At 69.7% G+C, this 13,647-nt stretch carries 28 protein-coding genes; 7 read left to right on the forward strand and 21 right to left on the reverse strand.

The genetic code is table 11. From position 1 onward, the window contains the following. Positions 1-345 precede the first annotated feature (345 nt). From ETD86_RS45730 to ETD86_RS45770, 9 genes are all read right to left on the reverse strand, one after another. A complete protein-coding gene (locus ETD86_RS45730) occupies positions 346-921 on the reverse strand; it encodes a transcriptional regulator (RefSeq protein WP_246149290.1) in 576 nt (191 codons plus the stop codon). 104 nt (positions 922-1,025) lie between these two features. Then, complete coding sequence (locus tag ETD86_RS45735) at positions 1,026-1,340, reverse strand: hypothetical protein (protein ID WP_138672892.1); 315 nt, start codon at positions 1,338-1,340, stop codon at positions 1,026-1,028. A 23-nt stretch (positions 1,341-1,363) separates the two neighbouring features. Next, complete coding sequence (locus ETD86_RS45740; protein ID WP_138672893.1) at positions 1,364-1,654, reverse strand: hypothetical protein; 291 nt, start codon at positions 1,652-1,654, stop codon at positions 1,364-1,366. A 66-nt stretch (positions 1,655-1,720) separates the two neighbouring features. After that, complete coding sequence (locus ETD86_RS45745) at positions 1,721-1,927, reverse strand: hypothetical protein (RefSeq protein WP_138672894.1); 207 nt, start codon at positions 1,925-1,927, stop codon at positions 1,721-1,723. Beyond that, a complete protein-coding gene (locus tag ETD86_RS45750; RefSeq protein ID WP_138672895.1) occupies positions 1,872-2,375 on the reverse strand; it encodes a hypothetical protein in 504 nt (167 codons plus the stop codon). Before ETD86_RS45750 ends, ETD86_RS45745 begins: the two co-directional genes overlap by 56 nt. Before the next feature lie 216 nt (positions 2,376-2,591). Continuing rightward, the gene (locus tag ETD86_RS45755) at positions 2,592-3,344 is read right to left on the reverse strand and encodes a hypothetical protein (protein ID WP_138672896.1); all 753 of its coding nucleotides are present in this window, start codon (positions 3,342-3,344) and stop codon (positions 2,592-2,594) included. A gap of 98 nt (positions 3,345-3,442) precedes the next feature. Further along, positions 3,443-3,811, reverse strand: a complete 369-nt coding sequence (locus ETD86_RS45760) for a hypothetical protein (protein ID WP_138672897.1) — start codon at positions 3,809-3,811, stop codon at positions 3,443-3,445. A 10-nt stretch (positions 3,812-3,821) separates the two neighbouring features. Further along, positions 3,822-4,067: a hypothetical protein gene (locus ETD86_RS45765; RefSeq protein WP_138672898.1), complete on the reverse strand. Its 246-nt coding sequence runs from the start codon at positions 4,065-4,067 to the stop codon at positions 3,822-3,824. Positions 4,068-4,172: 105 nt separating this feature from the next. Then, positions 4,173-4,658, reverse strand: coding sequence for an HAD family hydrolase (locus tag ETD86_RS45770; RefSeq protein ID WP_138672899.1), 486 nt, complete (start codon positions 4,656-4,658; stop codon positions 4,173-4,175). 203 nt (positions 4,659-4,861) lie between these two features. Here ETD86_RS45770 and ETD86_RS45775 point away from each other — a divergent pair, with 203 nt between their 5' ends. Next, the gene (locus ETD86_RS45775) at positions 4,862-5,119 is read left to right on the forward strand and encodes a hypothetical protein (protein WP_138672900.1); all 258 of its coding nucleotides are present in this window, start codon (positions 4,862-4,864) and stop codon (positions 5,117-5,119) included. Positions 5,120-5,530: 411 nt separating this feature from the next. On the opposite strand, the gene ETD86_RS45780 is transcribed toward ETD86_RS45775, so the two are convergent. The 12 genes from ETD86_RS45780 to ETD86_RS45830 form a co-directional block, all read right to left on the reverse strand. Continuing rightward, positions 5,531-5,908, reverse strand: a complete 378-nt coding sequence (locus ETD86_RS45780) for a hypothetical protein (protein WP_138672901.1) — start codon at positions 5,906-5,908, stop codon at positions 5,531-5,533. Continuing rightward, entirely contained in the window at positions 5,908-6,135 is a 228-nt protein-coding gene (locus ETD86_RS45785) for a hypothetical protein (RefSeq protein ID WP_138672902.1), read from the reverse strand. Before ETD86_RS45785 ends, ETD86_RS45780 begins: the two co-directional genes overlap by 1 nt. Positions 6,136-6,137: 2 nt before the next feature. Continuing rightward, positions 6,138-6,611, reverse strand: coding sequence for a hypothetical protein (locus ETD86_RS45790; RefSeq protein WP_138672903.1), 474 nt, complete (start codon positions 6,609-6,611; stop codon positions 6,138-6,140). Positions 6,612-6,696: 85 nt separating this feature from the next. Further along, positions 6,697-7,230, reverse strand: a complete 534-nt coding sequence (locus ETD86_RS45795; protein WP_138672904.1) for a hypothetical protein — start codon at positions 7,228-7,230, stop codon at positions 6,697-6,699. 108 nt (positions 7,231-7,338) lie between these two features. Then, a complete protein-coding gene (locus ETD86_RS45800) occupies positions 7,339-7,566 on the reverse strand; it encodes a hypothetical protein (protein ID WP_138672905.1) in 228 nt (75 codons plus the stop codon). 228 nt (positions 7,567-7,794) lie between these two features. Further along, positions 7,795-8,175, reverse strand: a complete 381-nt coding sequence (locus tag ETD86_RS45805) for a hypothetical protein (RefSeq protein WP_138672906.1) — start codon at positions 8,173-8,175, stop codon at positions 7,795-7,797. Positions 8,176-8,259: 84 nt separating this feature from the next. Further along, positions 8,260-8,538, reverse strand: a complete 279-nt coding sequence (locus ETD86_RS45810; protein ID WP_138672907.1) for a hypothetical protein — start codon at positions 8,536-8,538, stop codon at positions 8,260-8,262. Between the two features lie 206 nt (positions 8,539-8,744). After that, the gene (locus ETD86_RS45815; protein ID WP_138672908.1) at positions 8,745-9,488 is read right to left on the reverse strand and encodes a hypothetical protein; all 744 of its coding nucleotides are present in this window, start codon (positions 9,486-9,488) and stop codon (positions 8,745-8,747) included. 31 nt (positions 9,489-9,519) lie between these two features. Continuing rightward, positions 9,520-10,227: a hypothetical protein gene (locus ETD86_RS45820; protein WP_138672909.1), complete on the reverse strand. Its 708-nt coding sequence runs from the start codon at positions 10,225-10,227 to the stop codon at positions 9,520-9,522. A 55-nt stretch (positions 10,228-10,282) separates the two neighbouring features. Then, positions 10,283-10,666, reverse strand: coding sequence for a hypothetical protein (locus tag ETD86_RS45825; protein ID WP_138672910.1), 384 nt, complete (start codon positions 10,664-10,666; stop codon positions 10,283-10,285). Positions 10,667-10,865: 199 nt separating this feature from the next. Next, complete coding sequence (locus tag ETD86_RS59435; protein ID WP_281287082.1) at positions 10,866-10,991, reverse strand: hypothetical protein; 126 nt, start codon at positions 10,989-10,991, stop codon at positions 10,866-10,868. An 89-nt stretch (positions 10,992-11,080) separates the two neighbouring features. After that, positions 11,081-11,533, reverse strand: a complete 453-nt coding sequence (locus tag ETD86_RS45830; RefSeq protein WP_138672911.1) for a hypothetical protein — start codon at positions 11,531-11,533, stop codon at positions 11,081-11,083. Positions 11,534-11,699: 166 nt separating this feature from the next. Between ETD86_RS45830 and ETD86_RS45835 the strand changes: the two genes are divergently transcribed. The 6 genes from ETD86_RS45835 to ETD86_RS45860 all read left to right on the forward strand — a co-directional run bounded on the left by ETD86_RS45835 (position 11,700) and on the right by ETD86_RS45860 (position 13,626). Continuing rightward, positions 11,700-11,996 carry a hypothetical protein gene (locus ETD86_RS45835; RefSeq protein ID WP_138672912.1) on the forward strand — a complete coding sequence of 99 codons (297 nt, stop codon included), beginning with the start codon at positions 11,700-11,702 and terminating at the stop codon, positions 11,994-11,996. Then, positions 11,993-12,283 carry a hypothetical protein gene (locus ETD86_RS45840; protein ID WP_138672913.1) on the forward strand — a complete coding sequence of 97 codons (291 nt, stop codon included), beginning with the start codon at positions 11,993-11,995 and terminating at the stop codon, positions 12,281-12,283. Before ETD86_RS45835 ends, ETD86_RS45840 begins: the two co-directional genes overlap by 4 nt. A gap of 123 nt (positions 12,284-12,406) precedes the next feature. Then, the gene (locus tag ETD86_RS45845) at positions 12,407-12,649 is read left to right on the forward strand and encodes a hypothetical protein (RefSeq protein ID WP_138672914.1); all 243 of its coding nucleotides are present in this window, start codon (positions 12,407-12,409) and stop codon (positions 12,647-12,649) included. Positions 12,650-12,714: 65 nt separating this feature from the next. Next, positions 12,715-12,972, forward strand: coding sequence for a hypothetical protein (locus tag ETD86_RS45850; RefSeq protein WP_138672915.1), 258 nt, complete (start codon positions 12,715-12,717; stop codon positions 12,970-12,972). A gap of 115 nt (positions 12,973-13,087) precedes the next feature. Beyond that, positions 13,088-13,366, forward strand: a complete 279-nt coding sequence (locus tag ETD86_RS45855) for a hypothetical protein (RefSeq protein ID WP_138672916.1) — start codon at positions 13,088-13,090, stop codon at positions 13,364-13,366. A gap of 62 nt (positions 13,367-13,428) precedes the next feature. After that, positions 13,429-13,626 carry a hypothetical protein gene (locus ETD86_RS45860; RefSeq protein WP_138672917.1) on the forward strand — a complete coding sequence of 66 codons (198 nt, stop codon included), beginning with the start codon at positions 13,429-13,431 and terminating at the stop codon, positions 13,624-13,626. The last annotated feature ends 21 nt before the right edge of the window (positions 13,627-13,647 follow it).

Here is a 13,647-nt window from a genome sequence, read left to right on the forward strand (position 1 = left end):
CGTCCCAGCCGGCCCCCGTCCGCGCCCGGCGGCCGCCGCCCCAGCTCGCCGCCCGACATCTCTCCCCCTTCCCCACGCGCGCTCGCGCTCGAAGGGGACAGTCTCATTCCCTGGAGAGGCCCCGCCGGGATAGGGGGTCCGACTTACGTCCACAGCCCGCCCGGCCAGGGGCATGGCGTTGCGGCCGCACACCCCGGCCGGTACTGTCCACGCCCGTAGGGCACACAAGACTGGCCATTGAAGCGTCCCGGTCGAACAGGGCCTGCGCCGTTGCAGCGGCCAGCCCCCGTACGGAAGGCCGCAGCCCGGCGAGCTGTCCCGGTCGGGACAGCTCGCCGGGTGTGGTCACTCGGCCCCTCCCGAGATGATCAGCGCCGTCGCCCAGAGTGCCGCCCGATGAAACGCCTGGTCGAGGGCAAATCGCCCACTGCCGAGCGTCTTCGGATCGTCCCGTCCCTCCCGAGGTAGCCCGAGGCGGAAGTACGCGCCCTTGCCCAGTAGCTCGGCCAGGGCCTCCAGCGTCCAGCGTCGATCGGCCCAGTAGTGCGTTCCGGCGTCGAGCACGAGCGCTGCCGCAGTCCGGCCCGGCCGAAGCCGCAGGCCGATCGCCTTGCAGGTGATCGCGAGCACGACGGCCTTCGCCGCAGTGACGCCGGCGACGTGGCCGGCGCAGGCGAGCTGCCCCGCACGCTGGTGCTCGCCACGCCCTCCCTTCGTTGCCGCCTGGTGGTTGGTCTGCACCCAGTGGTCGCCGATCTCGTGCGCTACGTTCAGGGCGGCCAGGACGGCGGCGAAGGCCGCGGCGCGCTTGATCTGGGGCATCGTTCCCTCCTTCTCATCGGTGTGCTTCGTGTTGATGCCCGGCGGGCCCGCGCCTGTCGCGGTGGCGACGCCGGGCTTGATCTCGCGCCCGCCCGGCACGACCGGCCAGCGCCAGGGCGTTGCACCCCTGCAACGGCCACGGGCAGGCACGCGAAGGCCGCCGACGGTCACCCCGCCGGCGGCCTTCGTCTTACGCGGCCGCGTCAGCGCCTCGCGGCTGCGGACAGCGGCGCTGGCACCTCCTCCGGAAACACGGCCCCGAGCGTGTGCACGTGCGCCTTCAGCGCAGTCCAGGCGCTGTCGCGCAGCACCTGCTCATCCTCATGAACGTCCGGCTCGAGGAGGGCGCCGGGCAGGAGCGTCACCAGCTGCCAGCGCGGATCGGCCTGGCTCGTGCCGCGCGCCATCGTAAACAGGTCGTTGCCGTTCACCGCGCCGCGCCAGACGCCGAACTTGCCGCGCGTCCACACGATGCGGCCATCGGCCGCGACCTCCGGCGCCGAAAAGTCAGTGGCCATAACAGATGCTCCTTCGATAGTGATCAACGGATGAGGGCCGCACGCAGGTCCGGCCAGAACAGGCAGTGGCACACGCAGTCGCACCGGTAGGTGTCGAACGGCGGAGTGAACCCGCTGCAGGCGTCATGGCTGCCGGACCGGCAGCCATATCCACGCTCCTCCTGGTGCCGCAGCTCGCACACCAGCCCATGGCAAAGGCGGCACAGGAGTCGCTGGCGGCCGTGGCCGCACTCCACCGCGCCGGCGTCCAGCCCGAGGCGTGTGATGTCCGGCTCGGCCTGGTCGCCCGGCATGCGGGCAGAACGGGCAGGCACCCAGGTTCCCTTCGGACGAGTTGGGCCCGGCGGGCACCGCCACGAGGACGGTGCCCGCCGGGCGGGTTACATGACGGTCGCGGGCAGTCCCTGCACCTCGTCCGGCGGCGGGTTCTGCTCGACGTAGACGGCCACGACGGCGCCCGGGTAGCGGTCGGACAGCTCCGCCTCGCGCGCCCAGGCGTACACGGTCGCCAGAGAGTGGAAGGCGTTCGGGTCATACCACTCCAGCAGGACGCGGACGCGCTGCCCGGTCGTCGACGGATGGGTCACTGGTCTCCCTCCCAGATTCAGCCCGTGCAAGGCCCACGCCGCGCATGGGACCGCCTGCGGGCAGGAAGTCAGCACGACAGCCGACGTTCCACAGCGGACCGGCCGGAGCGTCGAGGATGCCGCCGAGCCGGTTGAACGGGTTCCCGGCGTGGCCGAGTTGCCAGTCGCCCAGGGCGACGAAGTCGCGCACCACAGGCCACACGTCGCCGAGACGGCGTGGGCCGCCGGTGTTGTGCAGCGGCCGCGGACCGGCCAGCCGGTAGCCGCGCTCGCCGGCGTCCCAGAGGGCGAAGCTCAGGTGGACGCGGCCGTTGTCCTCGTTCCACACCAGTTCGTACTGGTCGGCGATGTAGTCGTGTGTCCCCGGATCGGTCCAGGTGAACCGCGCGCCGCCGCTGGTCCGCTCGAACTCCACTTCGACCGTGGGCATGGCTGCGGCTTCCTGCATGCGTTCCTCCTGGTGGATGAGGTCAACGTGAGGACACCCCTCATGTCACTAAAAAACAATACAAGATAGTTAATTTAATGCCAAAGGAGACGTGCCGCGGCTGCGCCGGATACCCGGAATGCCTGTCCAGCATGACCGGATGAGCAGCGCGAAGGGCCCCCGGCCGTTCCCGATCGGCGGCCCTTCGCGCTGCCCGGCCCAGGTGTTCGTAAGCTGCTACCGCATCGGCCACGGGGCATCGCCGAGCTCCATGATGGCCAGCACCTTCCGCGCGAACCGCTCCGCCCCCTGGGCGCGTGCCGCGTCCCTCGCTCCGAGCGCAGACCCGCCCGCCCGGGTGGGCTTGGGCGTGGCGCTGCGCAGGAACACGTCCGTGGCGTGCCCGTTCATCTCCTGGAGCGCCGCTTCGAACACATCCCTGCTGGCCCTGGCTGCGTTCAAGACCCGCCGCGCGTGCATGGCGGCGTACTGCCGGACAGCAATCTTCTCCCAGCGGCCGGCGATCCGATCGGCCATCGTCTCGCCGCGGGCCGACGTCACGATCGCGACCATCTCCTCGTCGGCGGCATCGCCGGCGTCGAGGAAGTCGTTCATCGCGGCGGCCAGCTCTGCCTCGATGCGCGCGTACCGCTCCATCTCGCCGAGGGGCAGCATGACGCCGGACAGGCGCACGAGCAGGTCACGATACGCGTTCACGACCGCGTCGCGGTCCGCGTCCGCCGGCACGGACATGTCGGCATCCAGGGAGCAGATGGACTGCCGCAGTTCCTCTGTGGTGATGGCGGCCGCGTCGGCGTCCGCGCGGCGGTGAATGTCGGTGATCACAGAGGCCACGTACGGGCGCTCGGCCGCGAGCCGTCTCGCCGAGTCCGACCAGGCGTTGGGCGTGGTCAGATCGAACCGGCGGGGCTGGCGCGGCGTTCCGCGGCGAGCAAGCCGCGCCGGTGGACGGCGTCGCTTGGCGGTCATTGTCGGTGATCCTTCCAGATGGAGGTGGCAGGGAGAGGCGAGCTGGGCGGGGCGCCCGTCGGCCGCCCCGCCCAGGTCGGGCACGGCCGACGGAAAGGTCAGGCGACCTTGTAGAAGCGGTGCGGAGCCAGGCGCACGGGCGGCTTCGGGTAGCGCCGCGGGTAGGAGTCGCCATCCATGGCGAACACCTTCCACACTTCGTCCTCGCCGTCGGCCCAGCGCCGCATCGCGAAGGGGTCGCGGTCCTCCAGTTCCTCACCCACGATGCGCGCGACGACGCGGGCGTCGGCGGCCTCAACGGGCTCCCCCTCGTCCGCGACGGTCTCGGCGGCAACGATCAGGTCGCACAACTGCCGCGTGGGCGTCAGGCGCACGCGCGACGGCAGGACGGCGGCGTCGGCCAGGCGCTGCCGTGCCACGGGCAGGTCGACCATGTGGGCGTAGATGTCGTACACGGCGAACTCCAAGATCGTCGGGCTACAGGGGCATGAGGGTCTGCGCGGTGTCGCGGGCGCGCCTTTCCGCCCAGCGGGCGGCGGCCCATGCGCGGATCTGGTCGGGAGTGCGCGGCTCCCATGTGTGGAAGCCGCGCTGTGGTGCCCACCTGGAGAAATGAGGCAGCAGGCTGCCATCCCGGGTGCCGTGCCGCTGAGCGCCGCACCAGCGGCACCCGCCGGGCGGCGGGAACGGCATGATCGCGGCCGGGGGGCGGATCTCGGGCATCGTGACTCCTTGGGCGGCATCCGCAAGAGAACCCCTCTTGCTCGCATGAAAAGAGTACAAGATAGTTAATTAAGCGGCAATGGGACGGGAGACCTGGCCGAAGTGTCAGTGCGACACGGCCAGCAGCCGAGGTAGGCCGGCGACGTGGTCGAGCGCCGTGACGCGCTCGGGCAGCACCGCGCCCTTGGGCGGTCGTCCGATCAGCACGGCAGCGCCAACGTTGTGCGCCAGAGGTCCGAGCACGTCGTTGACGACGTTGTTGCCCACCCACAGCACCTGCTCGGCCGGCACGTCGCACGCGTCGAGAGCGGCCCGGTAGAACGCCGGATGAGGCTTGCCGACGCCAAGCTCTTGCGACAGCACCAGTGTGGCGAACACGTCCTGGAGGCCAGCCAGCTGCAAGGCCCGGCCGCGGTCCTGATCCGGCCGATTGTTGCTCACCAATACCAGGCGGTGCCCGCAGCTGTGCAGGATGTGCAGCGCGGTGGCGGCGCGTGGATCGACCCGCCGCTGCCTCAGCTCTGGATCGACCGGGGCGTCCGGGCAGGTGATGGTGCCGCCGTAGTCCACGGCGATCGCCGCGTATCGCATGCGTTGGCTTCCCTTCCGCTGCCGGGGACATGGGCGCGCTCAGGGACAGTTCACCCTCGCCGCGCGGCCGAGCCGGCCAGCAGTGAACGGTCCCGGCACCAGCACAGCGCAGCCGGCGGTTCCACGCCAGCACCTTTTGGAAGGCGTCATCGCTGGGCAAAGATGCTCGCCCGCCACACCACCGGTCACTACGGTAAGTAGTCATGCCGAGACTGACCAGCCAAGCCACCATCGACAAAGAGCCCCAGCAGCCCCCGAACGGCCTGCGCCAACCACCGCCGCAGCCGGCCGCGGCCGTCACTGCGCCGGCCGACCCCGCCGACCTCGTCCAGAGTGAGCAAGTCGAGGCCGACGCCATCGCCGTCATCGCTGCCGCGCTCCGCAGCGTCGGCTGCCAGGACGGGGAGCAGCGCGTGCTCGCCTGGGCCCAGGCGTGGCACGCATCCCGCTACGACACTTGACACCTGCGCCTCGGGGATCGGTTGCGGCCCCTGGCTCAGGCACAGAACAGAGCCAGGGGTCATGCCAGGCGGTTACGGCATCGGAACGGGGAGGCAGGGTTCACCGGCTGCGTCAGAGAACAGCCGCATGCACCGGCGGCAGCTCACGGCCAGCGGATCGATCTCTGTACCCGCTGGGAGCTCGAACGCGGGTGGCTGCCCGCTCGCAGTAGCCGAGAGCATGTTACGGATCTGTTCACCGGAGACGGGGACGAAAGCGGCCGCATGCCAGTCGTGCTCGCGCATCTGAGTTTCGATCATGAACACTATCCTGGCCTTCGGCGCGCCCTACTGTCCGCCTCCGGTTGCCGCGGGACACCGCGCCCGGCGCATGCGGGGCCACGTGCCCGACGGTCCTCCGGGCGTCGGGCGTCAGCTCTGCCCGGGCACACTCCGTTCTTCCCAGTCGTCGTCTCGGACGACAGCCTCCCGCTGCTTCGCCAGCACGACGTCGACCCGCTCGGAACGGCTCGGCCGCCACGACGCCACCCGCCGCTGCGCCTTCACCCTCGGCGGCTGTCGAAGCGGCACCGGCGCCGGCATGGGGGCGTTCCTGGCCCGGATGCGCTCGCTTGCCGCGTTCAACGCCACCCGGCCGGCATCAGCGGGCTTGGGCAGGTCGGCGAACAGGTGGGCGTTGCCCACCCTCCGCACATACCCCTGCGCGGCCAGCTCGGCGACAGCTGCGGCCATCGCCTCCTCCTCCACGGACACCAGGTCGGCCAGTAGGCGGATCCACTCCTTGGCCATCAACGGCTCCAATCAGGGGAGGGGGCGGCGGATGGCGGGGCGGCCTCCACCTCGCCGGCGTGATCTCGTGAGCAGCCCGGGCAGTAGTCCACGCCCGTCCTGCCGACAGTCCAGCCGCGATCACGGGCGCCATCGATGACGTCATCCGGGTCGCCGGTGGCGACACGGTAGTAGCTGCCGCAACCGTCAGTGCTGCACCTCAGCTCGTGGACCACCTCGATCGGCATCGTCAGTCACCCACCCGCGTGCACATCATCCACTTCGGTGCCGCCTGCGTCGGCGTCATCTCCAGCACGGCCAGCGCGGTATCGAGCAGGGCGTCCCACTGGCCGGCCTGCGGCGCCCGCGTCATCCAATCCGCTTCCAGGACGACCGGGTCTGCGTCCCAGTCGTGTCGGAGCACGTACGTGGCCAGGAACACCGCCAGGTCTCCAGCGGCGGCGTATGTGCCGAACTCGACGCCGTACCGCTCACGGACGAACGTGTGCGCGGGCCGCACCGGTCCCGACGGCTCGGTGCGCCGCACGAGGTGCGCCAGCGCCTGGTCGATGAACGAGTCGTCGTCGACGTCGTCCTCGGGGGTGATCTCTGCACCGTCGCGCAGCCAGGACAAGGCCGGCAGGCCGCGCGCGTCCACCTCGCGGAACTGCCACCGGCGCGGATCGCCCAGATTGACGCCGTAGTACAGGACGGATCTGGTCAAGGGGTCTTCCTCTCGGGTGTGTCGGCCAGGCGTGGTCCGCCTGGCACTCCGAGGGCCCGCCCCATGGCGGGCGGGCCGTTGGAGGTCAGCCGGCGATGTAGGAGTGCTGAATCCAAGACGGGAGAGCCTGCTTAGGCGTGATTTCGAGAACGTCCAGGACGGCGCGCAGCTTGTCGTCCCAGCGTTCCGCCTCCGGCCGCTGGACCAGCTCGCGCGCGTTGATCAGTAGGGGGTCGTCGTCGCCGTCCGTTTCGATCACGTGGGCCGCCAGGTAGTACGTGCGGTCGTCGTAGTACGCGTAGTGGCTGAGGGTGACGCCGTAGTGGTCGCGCAGGACGGTGTCGGGGTCGGCGTCCGCGTACCGGGCCGGGGCGAGCGCGACAAGCCGCGCCTTCGCCTGGGTGATAAAGTCGTCCTCGGTGTTGTCCTCGTCATCGGCGTCGCGCTCGTCGTCCGCTTCCGCGTCGTACCGGTCGGGCTCGTGCTCGTCGGTGGTGCCGCCGGTCCGCATCCACGACAGGACCGGGTCGCCGCAATCGCTGGCCTCCTCGATCTCCCATGCGATGCCGGAGCTGAGGTTGAAGCCGTAGTAGAGGATGGCGTGCGGGTGATGGGACATCCCAGGGCCTTTCGCAAGCTGCTGGTGAAGGGGCGCGGCGTGGCCGGGGCCAGCGCCGCTCGAAATCCACGGGGCGGCGGGTGCGTCGCCGCCCCGCCTCAGAAGTGGTCAGGTGTCCAGGTGGCTGGTCTCCTGCAGGAAGCGATGACGTGCCTGCTCGGCGATGTGATCCATGTAGGTGCGCAGCGTCGGCGTGAAGCCGGTGGGGTTCTGCAGCTGGGCCTGTGCCTGCTGCTCCTGCCTCACCGTGCGCAGGGCGCCGGCCCAATCGCCGCCCGAAGCTTCAGCGTGCATGGCCACGCCGCCCCAGATGATGACGGTGGCCTGCGTGTTCAAGACCTCGTTCAGGGTGTCGTGGTCCAGCTCCTTCCCATACGCGAGGACATGCCGCAGGTGTTCGCGGGCGCGTCGGTCAGTACCAACACCGACACTGCTCGCCTTTGGATCGTGTCGGCGTCGTTCAGGGAGTCGTTCGAGTGGTTCCGCACGGGATTGTCTCCGGGATCGTCAAAGAGAGGCAGACGGGGAGGAGGGGACGGTGGGTGCGTCACCGTCCCCTGCCGGTCAGGTGAGGAACCGCTCGGTGTTCCGCAGGAAGTCACGCCCCGCCTGGTCACGTACGCGCGCGAGCTCGTTGGCCAAGCCTGAGGCGACGTCCTGGCCGGTCAGGACGCGGCGCAGGGTCTTCGCGCGGACCTCGTGCAGGGCCGCCGTGAGGTCGCCGCCCTGCTCCTGGCCGAGTTCCGCGACTTTCGTCCAGATCTCGTGTCTCGCCTGCGCGATCAGCATGTTGTTGATGAGGACGTAGTCGACGTGCACCTCCGTGTTGAGCACGTCGGCCATCTGCGCGCGGGTGACTTGAAAGTGTTGGCGGGCCCGCGCGATCTCCTCGCCGATGGCCTCGACGGTCGCGCTCATGCTCGTGGTGGCGGCCCGGTTTGTCATGGTGCCTCCGTGAAGGGAGTGGGAAGGAGGAAGCGGTGCGAGGCGGCGGGTGCGTCGCCGCCTCGCACCGCGAGGGGGGAAGAGCTACTCGAAGGCGGCCTTCAGGACGTCCACGACGACCCGCGCGATCTGCTCGCCGTCCCTCAGCAGGGCCTCATCCGTCTGGAGGGCGATGCCGCGCAGCAGCGGCGCAATCATGTCGGGACGTACGCGCAGGTAGGCGTCGAGCGGAGTGTCCGCCAGAAGCCTGCGCTGCGTCTCCAGCGGCAACGGGGCGAGCGCTTCGATGGCGTCGGTCATCAGTCCCCTGCCCGTGCCCGCGCCCCATTCCGCCACGGAGCCGTACGCGGTGCTGCTGCTCATGATGCCGTCCTTTCCATTACATTCCCGGCCGAACAACATAAATAATACAGGATAGTTAATTAGGGCCGCAAGTTCGGCGTCCAAGGGCAGGTGGGCGCTCACCGCGCTTCCGGCCTGACGTGGCCGGGAACGTATGACGGGCCATGCCATCACCTGTGACTTCCCTGCGTGCACCAAACGTGCGACCCAAACCATCGGACCGGCCGCTACAGGTCACCCCACCGCAGCGGCAGCGCGTTCAACTCCAGCGCCCCCATCACGGCCCGGCAGAACACGTGCGCGCCCTTCGCCCGGGCCGCCTCCCGCGCGATCACGCGCGGCTGCGCCGGTTCGGCATGCACGAGGTGAACGAGCGCACGCGCCGCCGGCCGCAGCACCGCCTTCGCCGCGGCGGCGATGTCGGCACCGTACTCGACGTGCGCCTGGGCGACGCGGGCCGCCCAGGCGCCGGCGAGCTGTCGTGGCAGGAGCTCCTCAAGCGACCGCATCAGGTCCTCGGCCATGAAGGCGTGGCCCTGATTGAGGATCGTGGCTCGCATGTGCCGGTCGGCGTTCTCGCCGTCGGCGAGCAGCCCGTTCAGCCGTTCGGCCAGCTGCTGCTCCCGGAGGGCGGCCGTCCGGAGCTCGGCGAGCTTCACAGGTACACCTGCGCTGTCCGCGACCAGCGCGCGATAGGCGGTCACCACCTTTCCACGGTCCATCTGATCGGCTGCGTCCACGGGGTGGCCGGCGTCCGCGAGCCGCGCCGCGAGCTGCATGGTGTCGTACGCCGCAGCGTCGGCGTCGGCGTGGGCGTGCAGCGCGGCCAGGTCGGCCAGCAGGCCGGGTTCGAGCTCGGCCAGCGTGCGCGTGGCCTTGGACCACTGGGAGGCGTCGTCCAGGGGGAAGCGCCAGTCCATCGCGGGTGGCTCGACGTGACGCTGGTCGGCTGAGAGGAGCGGGACGGCCATGGTGTGATGTCCTTTCGGCACGGGGTGCGGATCAGGGAATGCGTTCGATGTGCGCCCAGATCACGTCGTCGGCGGACTCGGGCTCGAACGAGCGCTCGGCTCCGTGGTACGTGACCTTGTACGTTCCAGCGGGCACGTCCACGACGGTGTCGCACCAGTCGAGCGTGGAGGGGTCGCCGCCGCGTTTTTGCCAGCTCTCGAAGTCCACCATCGAGTACGCCCACAGGTCGGTGACGATGTCGGCCAGACAGGCGCTTTCCGGGAACGTCGGGTGGACCTCGTCTTCGGAGTAGGCCGGGGTGGCGATGACGTATGTGCCGTCACCGGTGGGGTAGAGGCCGAGGCCGCAGTTGCGAGTCGAGCCGAACGCGGCGCCGATCTCCGCCATCGCCTTGACCGCCTGGGTCTTGCCGAGGGCGGAATTGAGACTCGCCAGGCGGGTGTCGTCATAGTCGTACACGGGACGCAGGTCGTCGGTGACGAGAAGCCGGCCGGACGGCACCTGAAGAGTGATCGTCGTGGTGAAGCCGTCCGGGTAGGGGCAGGGGTCTTGTACGTGGACGGCATCCTCGGTGATCCGGAACGTCGGCCAGCCATTGCAGACGGCGCAGCGGAACCAGGTGCCCGTGACGAAAGGGGCGACGTCGTCATCGAGGGGCTTGAACACCTCGACCTCGTCTTTCCCCACCGGTAGGAGCAGGTGTCCGTTGGCCTTCAGGGGCAGCGTCTCGATGCTCATGCGATGTCCATTCGGAAGTGGGGAGGGCGCGGGCGGGCCGCCCAGACGCGGGCGTTCAACGGGGAAGAAGGGCGTAGTGGCGGGCGACGCATTCGGCGATGACGCCGGCGAACCTCTCGAACCGGGCCGGCTGGTCGGTCAGCGTGACGGTGAAGCCGGGCGCGATGGACAGACAGAAACGCAACTCGGAGGTGAAGCCGGGGCGCCCCAGCCGCAGGAACGCCACGGCGTTCCAACCGGGGCGCGGCGTCTCGACCGTGACGTAGACGCCGCCGGGCTGGCACGCGACGGCCAGCCCGGCCTCTTCGAGGGCGGCGGCCAGCGCGCTTTGCGCCTGGCGGTAGATACCGGCGATCGCGGCCGGCACCGCGAGCACGACGCCCGTCGGCAGCGGGTCAGGCACGTAGAAGGCGGGACTGGCCCGCAGCCCTGACGTCATAGTGGTAGTCCTTCGTGCGAGGTAGCGGACGAGGCGTGGGTGCGGGAGCAGGGAGCGGCGGCCGCGGGGGAGGAGTTCCGTGGCCGCCGCTCATCATGAGCGGGCGATCTCGACGAGGCGGCGCATCGAGTCGAGGATGGCCATTCGGCGCGAGTGGGTGAGGCGCTCACGTCACCGCCTCACCCTTGTGCGGCTATGGTCACAGGCCCGGATCGGCGTCGCTCCAGACGTTTCCGAAGCCGTCCATGACGCCGCCGACGTCTCTGAAGTTGCCGTCGTAGTAGTCGTCGAAGTCGTCGAAGTCGTCGGGGTAGGTGGTGGTCATGGTCGCCTCTCGAAGCTGCCTGATGAGCGGACTGTGAGCGAAGCGGGAACTCCGTTGCCCCTCGTTCACATTAAAAGCATACAGGAGAGTTAATTAGAAGGCCAGCCGGGATTAGCAGAGCCCGCGCCGCCCTCATTGGAACGGGTGGCCAGATCCAGCAGCGCCTCGTCGGCCACCACCAAAACCTCCATGACGACGAACCGGCCCGCGTGATCCACGCCGGGGCCGCCGACTGGCCGAAGCTGGGCAGTCAGCCCGGCCGCTCTCAGCCGCGCGGCCACCGCTACGGCGAGACGCTCGTCGCGGAACTGGCCGGCGCGGGCCGCAACCCAGCTCGTCACCGCCCCGTCCGCGCTGCTGTGCGCTTCATAGATGACGTACGCGGGCCCGCAGTGCGGGTCCGGGGCGCCGGGCCGCCATGCCTGTTCGCCGGCGGCGAGCTGGAGACCGTACACGGCGACCACGCCGCGGCGTTCCCGGACCGTCCCTGCGGCACAGGGGTGAGCGCGCAGGCGCTCCCTGATGTGCTGCTCTGTCAGCATGTGCTTCCTCTCGATCGTGACGGCGCAACCAGAAGCCGACGACCTACGGCCGGACGTGGGATCGTCACGGTTCGTTGCTGAGCGAATAGACGATGAAATAACTATCTTGTACTATTTAAAGAAGCACAAGGGGAAGCTTGTGCGGCCCCTTGGAAGGACGAGACACGTGCACGCCGCCCCAACTCCCAGCGCGCCGGCGGTCGCTGGCCGCCTGGCGGCGGCCGGCGCGGAAGTCGTCCCGGCGGGCTTCGCGCCCTACAGCGACCCCGCCTGCCCGACGTGCGGCACCGCCGACCCCGGCCTGCTCGACGGCGGCTCCTTCGTCGAGGACCCCCCGTACACGAAGTGCTGCGGCGCCAACCCTGTCGTCTTCACCTGCCGCATGTACGGCGTGCACGTCTACGTCGGACCCGACGGCTCCGAGCCCGAGCAGTGCCCGCACTGCGGAACGGTCTGCCCATGAGCTGCGGCGACGCCATGCCGGCGGTGCCCGCCACCGTGGCCCTGGACGCTGCCGCCCTCCTGCCCGGCCACCTGCTCGACCTCGACAACGTCTACGTGCAGGTACTCGACGTGAAGCGTCGGCGGGGCAAACCCATCAGCGCCCAATGGGCGGTGCTCACCGGCAGAAACGAGCCCGCCGGGCCGCCCTGCGTCGGCCGCCTCGCCATCGGCCGTCACCTCACCTTGCAGGCGATCCGCCGTGCGGACTGGCGCGCCTTCACCGGCCAGAACGGCCCGCTCATCTGAACCGATCACCGCCTGCGCTGCACCGAGATCGACAAGAAAATAACTATCCTGTACTATAGAGAATGTAAGTAAGGGGGAGCGATCCTCTTGCGAGCCCGCATCGCCTCACTCCAGGAGCAGCACTTGAGCATGAACGTCCACGAGATGAGCCGCCGGGACATGGCCGCTATCAACGAACTCGTCCGCGACCTGGCCGTTGAAGCGCTCAACGACCACCACGGCACCTCGCAGGCCGGACTGCACCTGCACACCGCCCGACCGCATGACGACCCGGAGGCGCTCACCGCCGTGATCATCCATCCCGACGGCCGCAAGTCCACCGCCATGCTCACCGTGGAGTTCGTGGACTGGGACGTCGCCCTGTAAATCCCCGCCACGGCGGGCGGACACCCCGCCCGCCGCTGTCCACCCCCACTCTGCTGGAGCGCCCCATGTTCACCCGCGCCGACCTCGACTACGCCAACCAGGAGATGCTCGCTGCCATCGCCAACTCCGTCAGCCTGCGCTTCATCACCGAAGCCGACCGCATGCTGGCCCTCGTCAACAAGATCCGCACGGAGCGCAACCTCGAACCCGCCCAGCTCTCCCAGGTCGTCGCGCTCCACGAGAAGACCGCCAACCTGCCGGTGCCCGGACGCGCGTACGCGCTCCAGTGCGCATTGCTCGCCCTCAACCCCTCCCACGCCTGACTGAGCCGCCACAGCGGACGGCCTCCGCCCACCGACCCAACCTCTTGGAGCCCGCATGCGCACCGCGCCCTACGTCACGCCACCCCGACCGGTACCCGCTGTCACGCTGCGACAGATGCGCGAGTGTCTCGCCTCCGACCCCGCGCTGAACGGACGCGGCATCAGGAACGACCAGGCGCTGGCCTTCCTCGCTCAGGAGGCCACCGACGTACGCAACGGGACCATCGACCTCCAACGCGGCATCGACACCCTCGTGCGCCTGGCCGCTGGCCAACTCGACGCCATCACCGCCGACCGGATGCTGCGCTACGCCGTCCACCTGCCCGACATCCGCCCTGGCGACGCCCAGCCGACCCTCGACATCATCGAACGCTTCCTCAACGTCTCCTTCTGACTCTCAGCTCGGCGCCGGTGCGGCACCACCGCGCCGACGCCGGAGAAAGGATCCCCCTCGCGATGCGCAGGCTCACCGCGCTGCCCGCCGACGGCGAATGGGAAACCATCGCCCCCGGCACCTTCCGTCACGTCTCCGGCGACCTGGTCGTCAAGGACGGCTTCACCTACAAGGACGTGGCCGCCGCACAGCGCTACAGCCGCAAGGGCGTCGCCTGCCAAGCCGTGGAGCGCCGCCACCGCCCGCCCGCCGACACATAGCACGCACCCCCCGCGTGCCCT

This window comes from Nonomuraea turkmeniaca, assembly GCF_005889735.1.
GTDB classification, from domain to species: Bacteria; Actinomycetota; Actinomycetes; order Streptosporangiales; family Streptosporangiaceae; genus Nonomuraea; species Nonomuraea turkmeniaca.

Coding starts and splice junctions, on each gene's coding strand:
- ETD86_RS45735 (WP_138672892.1), bottom strand. CDS start 1,340: ATGGCCACTGACTTTTCGGCGCCGGAGGTCGCGGCCGATGGCCGCATC.
- ETD86_RS45750 (WP_138672895.1), bottom strand. CDS start 2,375: ATGCAGGAAGCCGCAGCCATGCCCACGGTCGAAGTGGAGTTCGAGCGG.
- ETD86_RS45755 (WP_138672896.1), bottom strand. CDS start 3,344: ATGACCGCCAAGCGACGCCGTCCACCGGCGCGGCTTGCTCGCCGCGGA.
- ETD86_RS45765 (WP_138672898.1), bottom strand. CDS start 4,067: ATGCCCGAGATCCGCCCCCCGGCCGCGATCATGCCGTTCCCGCCGCCC.
- ETD86_RS45770 (WP_138672899.1), bottom strand. CDS start 4,658: ATGCGATACGCGGCGATCGCCGTGGACTACGGCGGCACCATCACCTGC.
- ETD86_RS45775 (WP_138672900.1), top strand. CDS start 4,862: ATGCCGAGACTGACCAGCCAAGCCACCATCGACAAAGAGCCCCAGCAG.
- ETD86_RS45780 (WP_138672901.1), bottom strand. CDS start 5,908: ATGGCCAAGGAGTGGATCCGCCTACTGGCCGACCTGGTGTCCGTGGAG.
- ETD86_RS45785 (WP_138672902.1), bottom strand. CDS start 6,135: ATGCCGATCGAGGTGGTCCACGAGCTGAGGTGCAGCACTGACGGTTGC.
- ETD86_RS45795 (WP_138672904.1), bottom strand. CDS start 7,230: ATGTCCCATCACCCGCACGCCATCCTCTACTACGGCTTCAACCTCAGC.
- ETD86_RS45805 (WP_138672906.1), bottom strand. CDS start 8,175: ATGACAAACCGGGCCGCCACCACGAGCATGAGCGCGACCGTCGAGGCC.
- ETD86_RS45810 (WP_138672907.1), bottom strand. CDS start 8,538: ATGAGCAGCAGCACCGCGTACGGCTCCGTGGCGGAATGGGGCGCGGGC.
- ETD86_RS45815 (WP_138672908.1), bottom strand. CDS start 9,488: ATGGCCGTCCCGCTCCTCTCAGCCGACCAGCGTCACGTCGAGCCACCC.
- ETD86_RS45820 (WP_138672909.1), bottom strand. CDS start 10,227: ATGAGCATCGAGACGCTGCCCCTGAAGGCCAACGGACACCTGCTCCTA.
- ETD86_RS45825 (WP_138672910.1), bottom strand. CDS start 10,666: ATGACGTCAGGGCTGCGGGCCAGTCCCGCCTTCTACGTGCCTGACCCG.
- ETD86_RS59435 (WP_281287082.1), bottom strand. CDS start 10,991: ATGACCACCACCTACCCCGACGACTTCGACGACTTCGACGACTACTAC.
- ETD86_RS45830 (WP_138672911.1), bottom strand. CDS start 11,533: ATGCTGACAGAGCAGCACATCAGGGAGCGCCTGCGCGCTCACCCCTGT.
- ETD86_RS45840 (WP_138672913.1), top strand. CDS start 11,993: ATGAGCTGCGGCGACGCCATGCCGGCGGTGCCCGCCACCGTGGCCCTG.
- ETD86_RS45850 (WP_138672915.1), top strand. CDS start 12,715: ATGTTCACCCGCGCCGACCTCGACTACGCCAACCAGGAGATGCTCGCT.
- ETD86_RS45855 (WP_138672916.1), top strand. CDS start 13,088: ATGCGCGAGTGTCTCGCCTCCGACCCCGCGCTGAACGGACGCGGCATC.
- ETD86_RS45860 (WP_138672917.1), top strand. CDS start 13,429: ATGCGCAGGCTCACCGCGCTGCCCGCCGACGGCGAATGGGAAACCATC.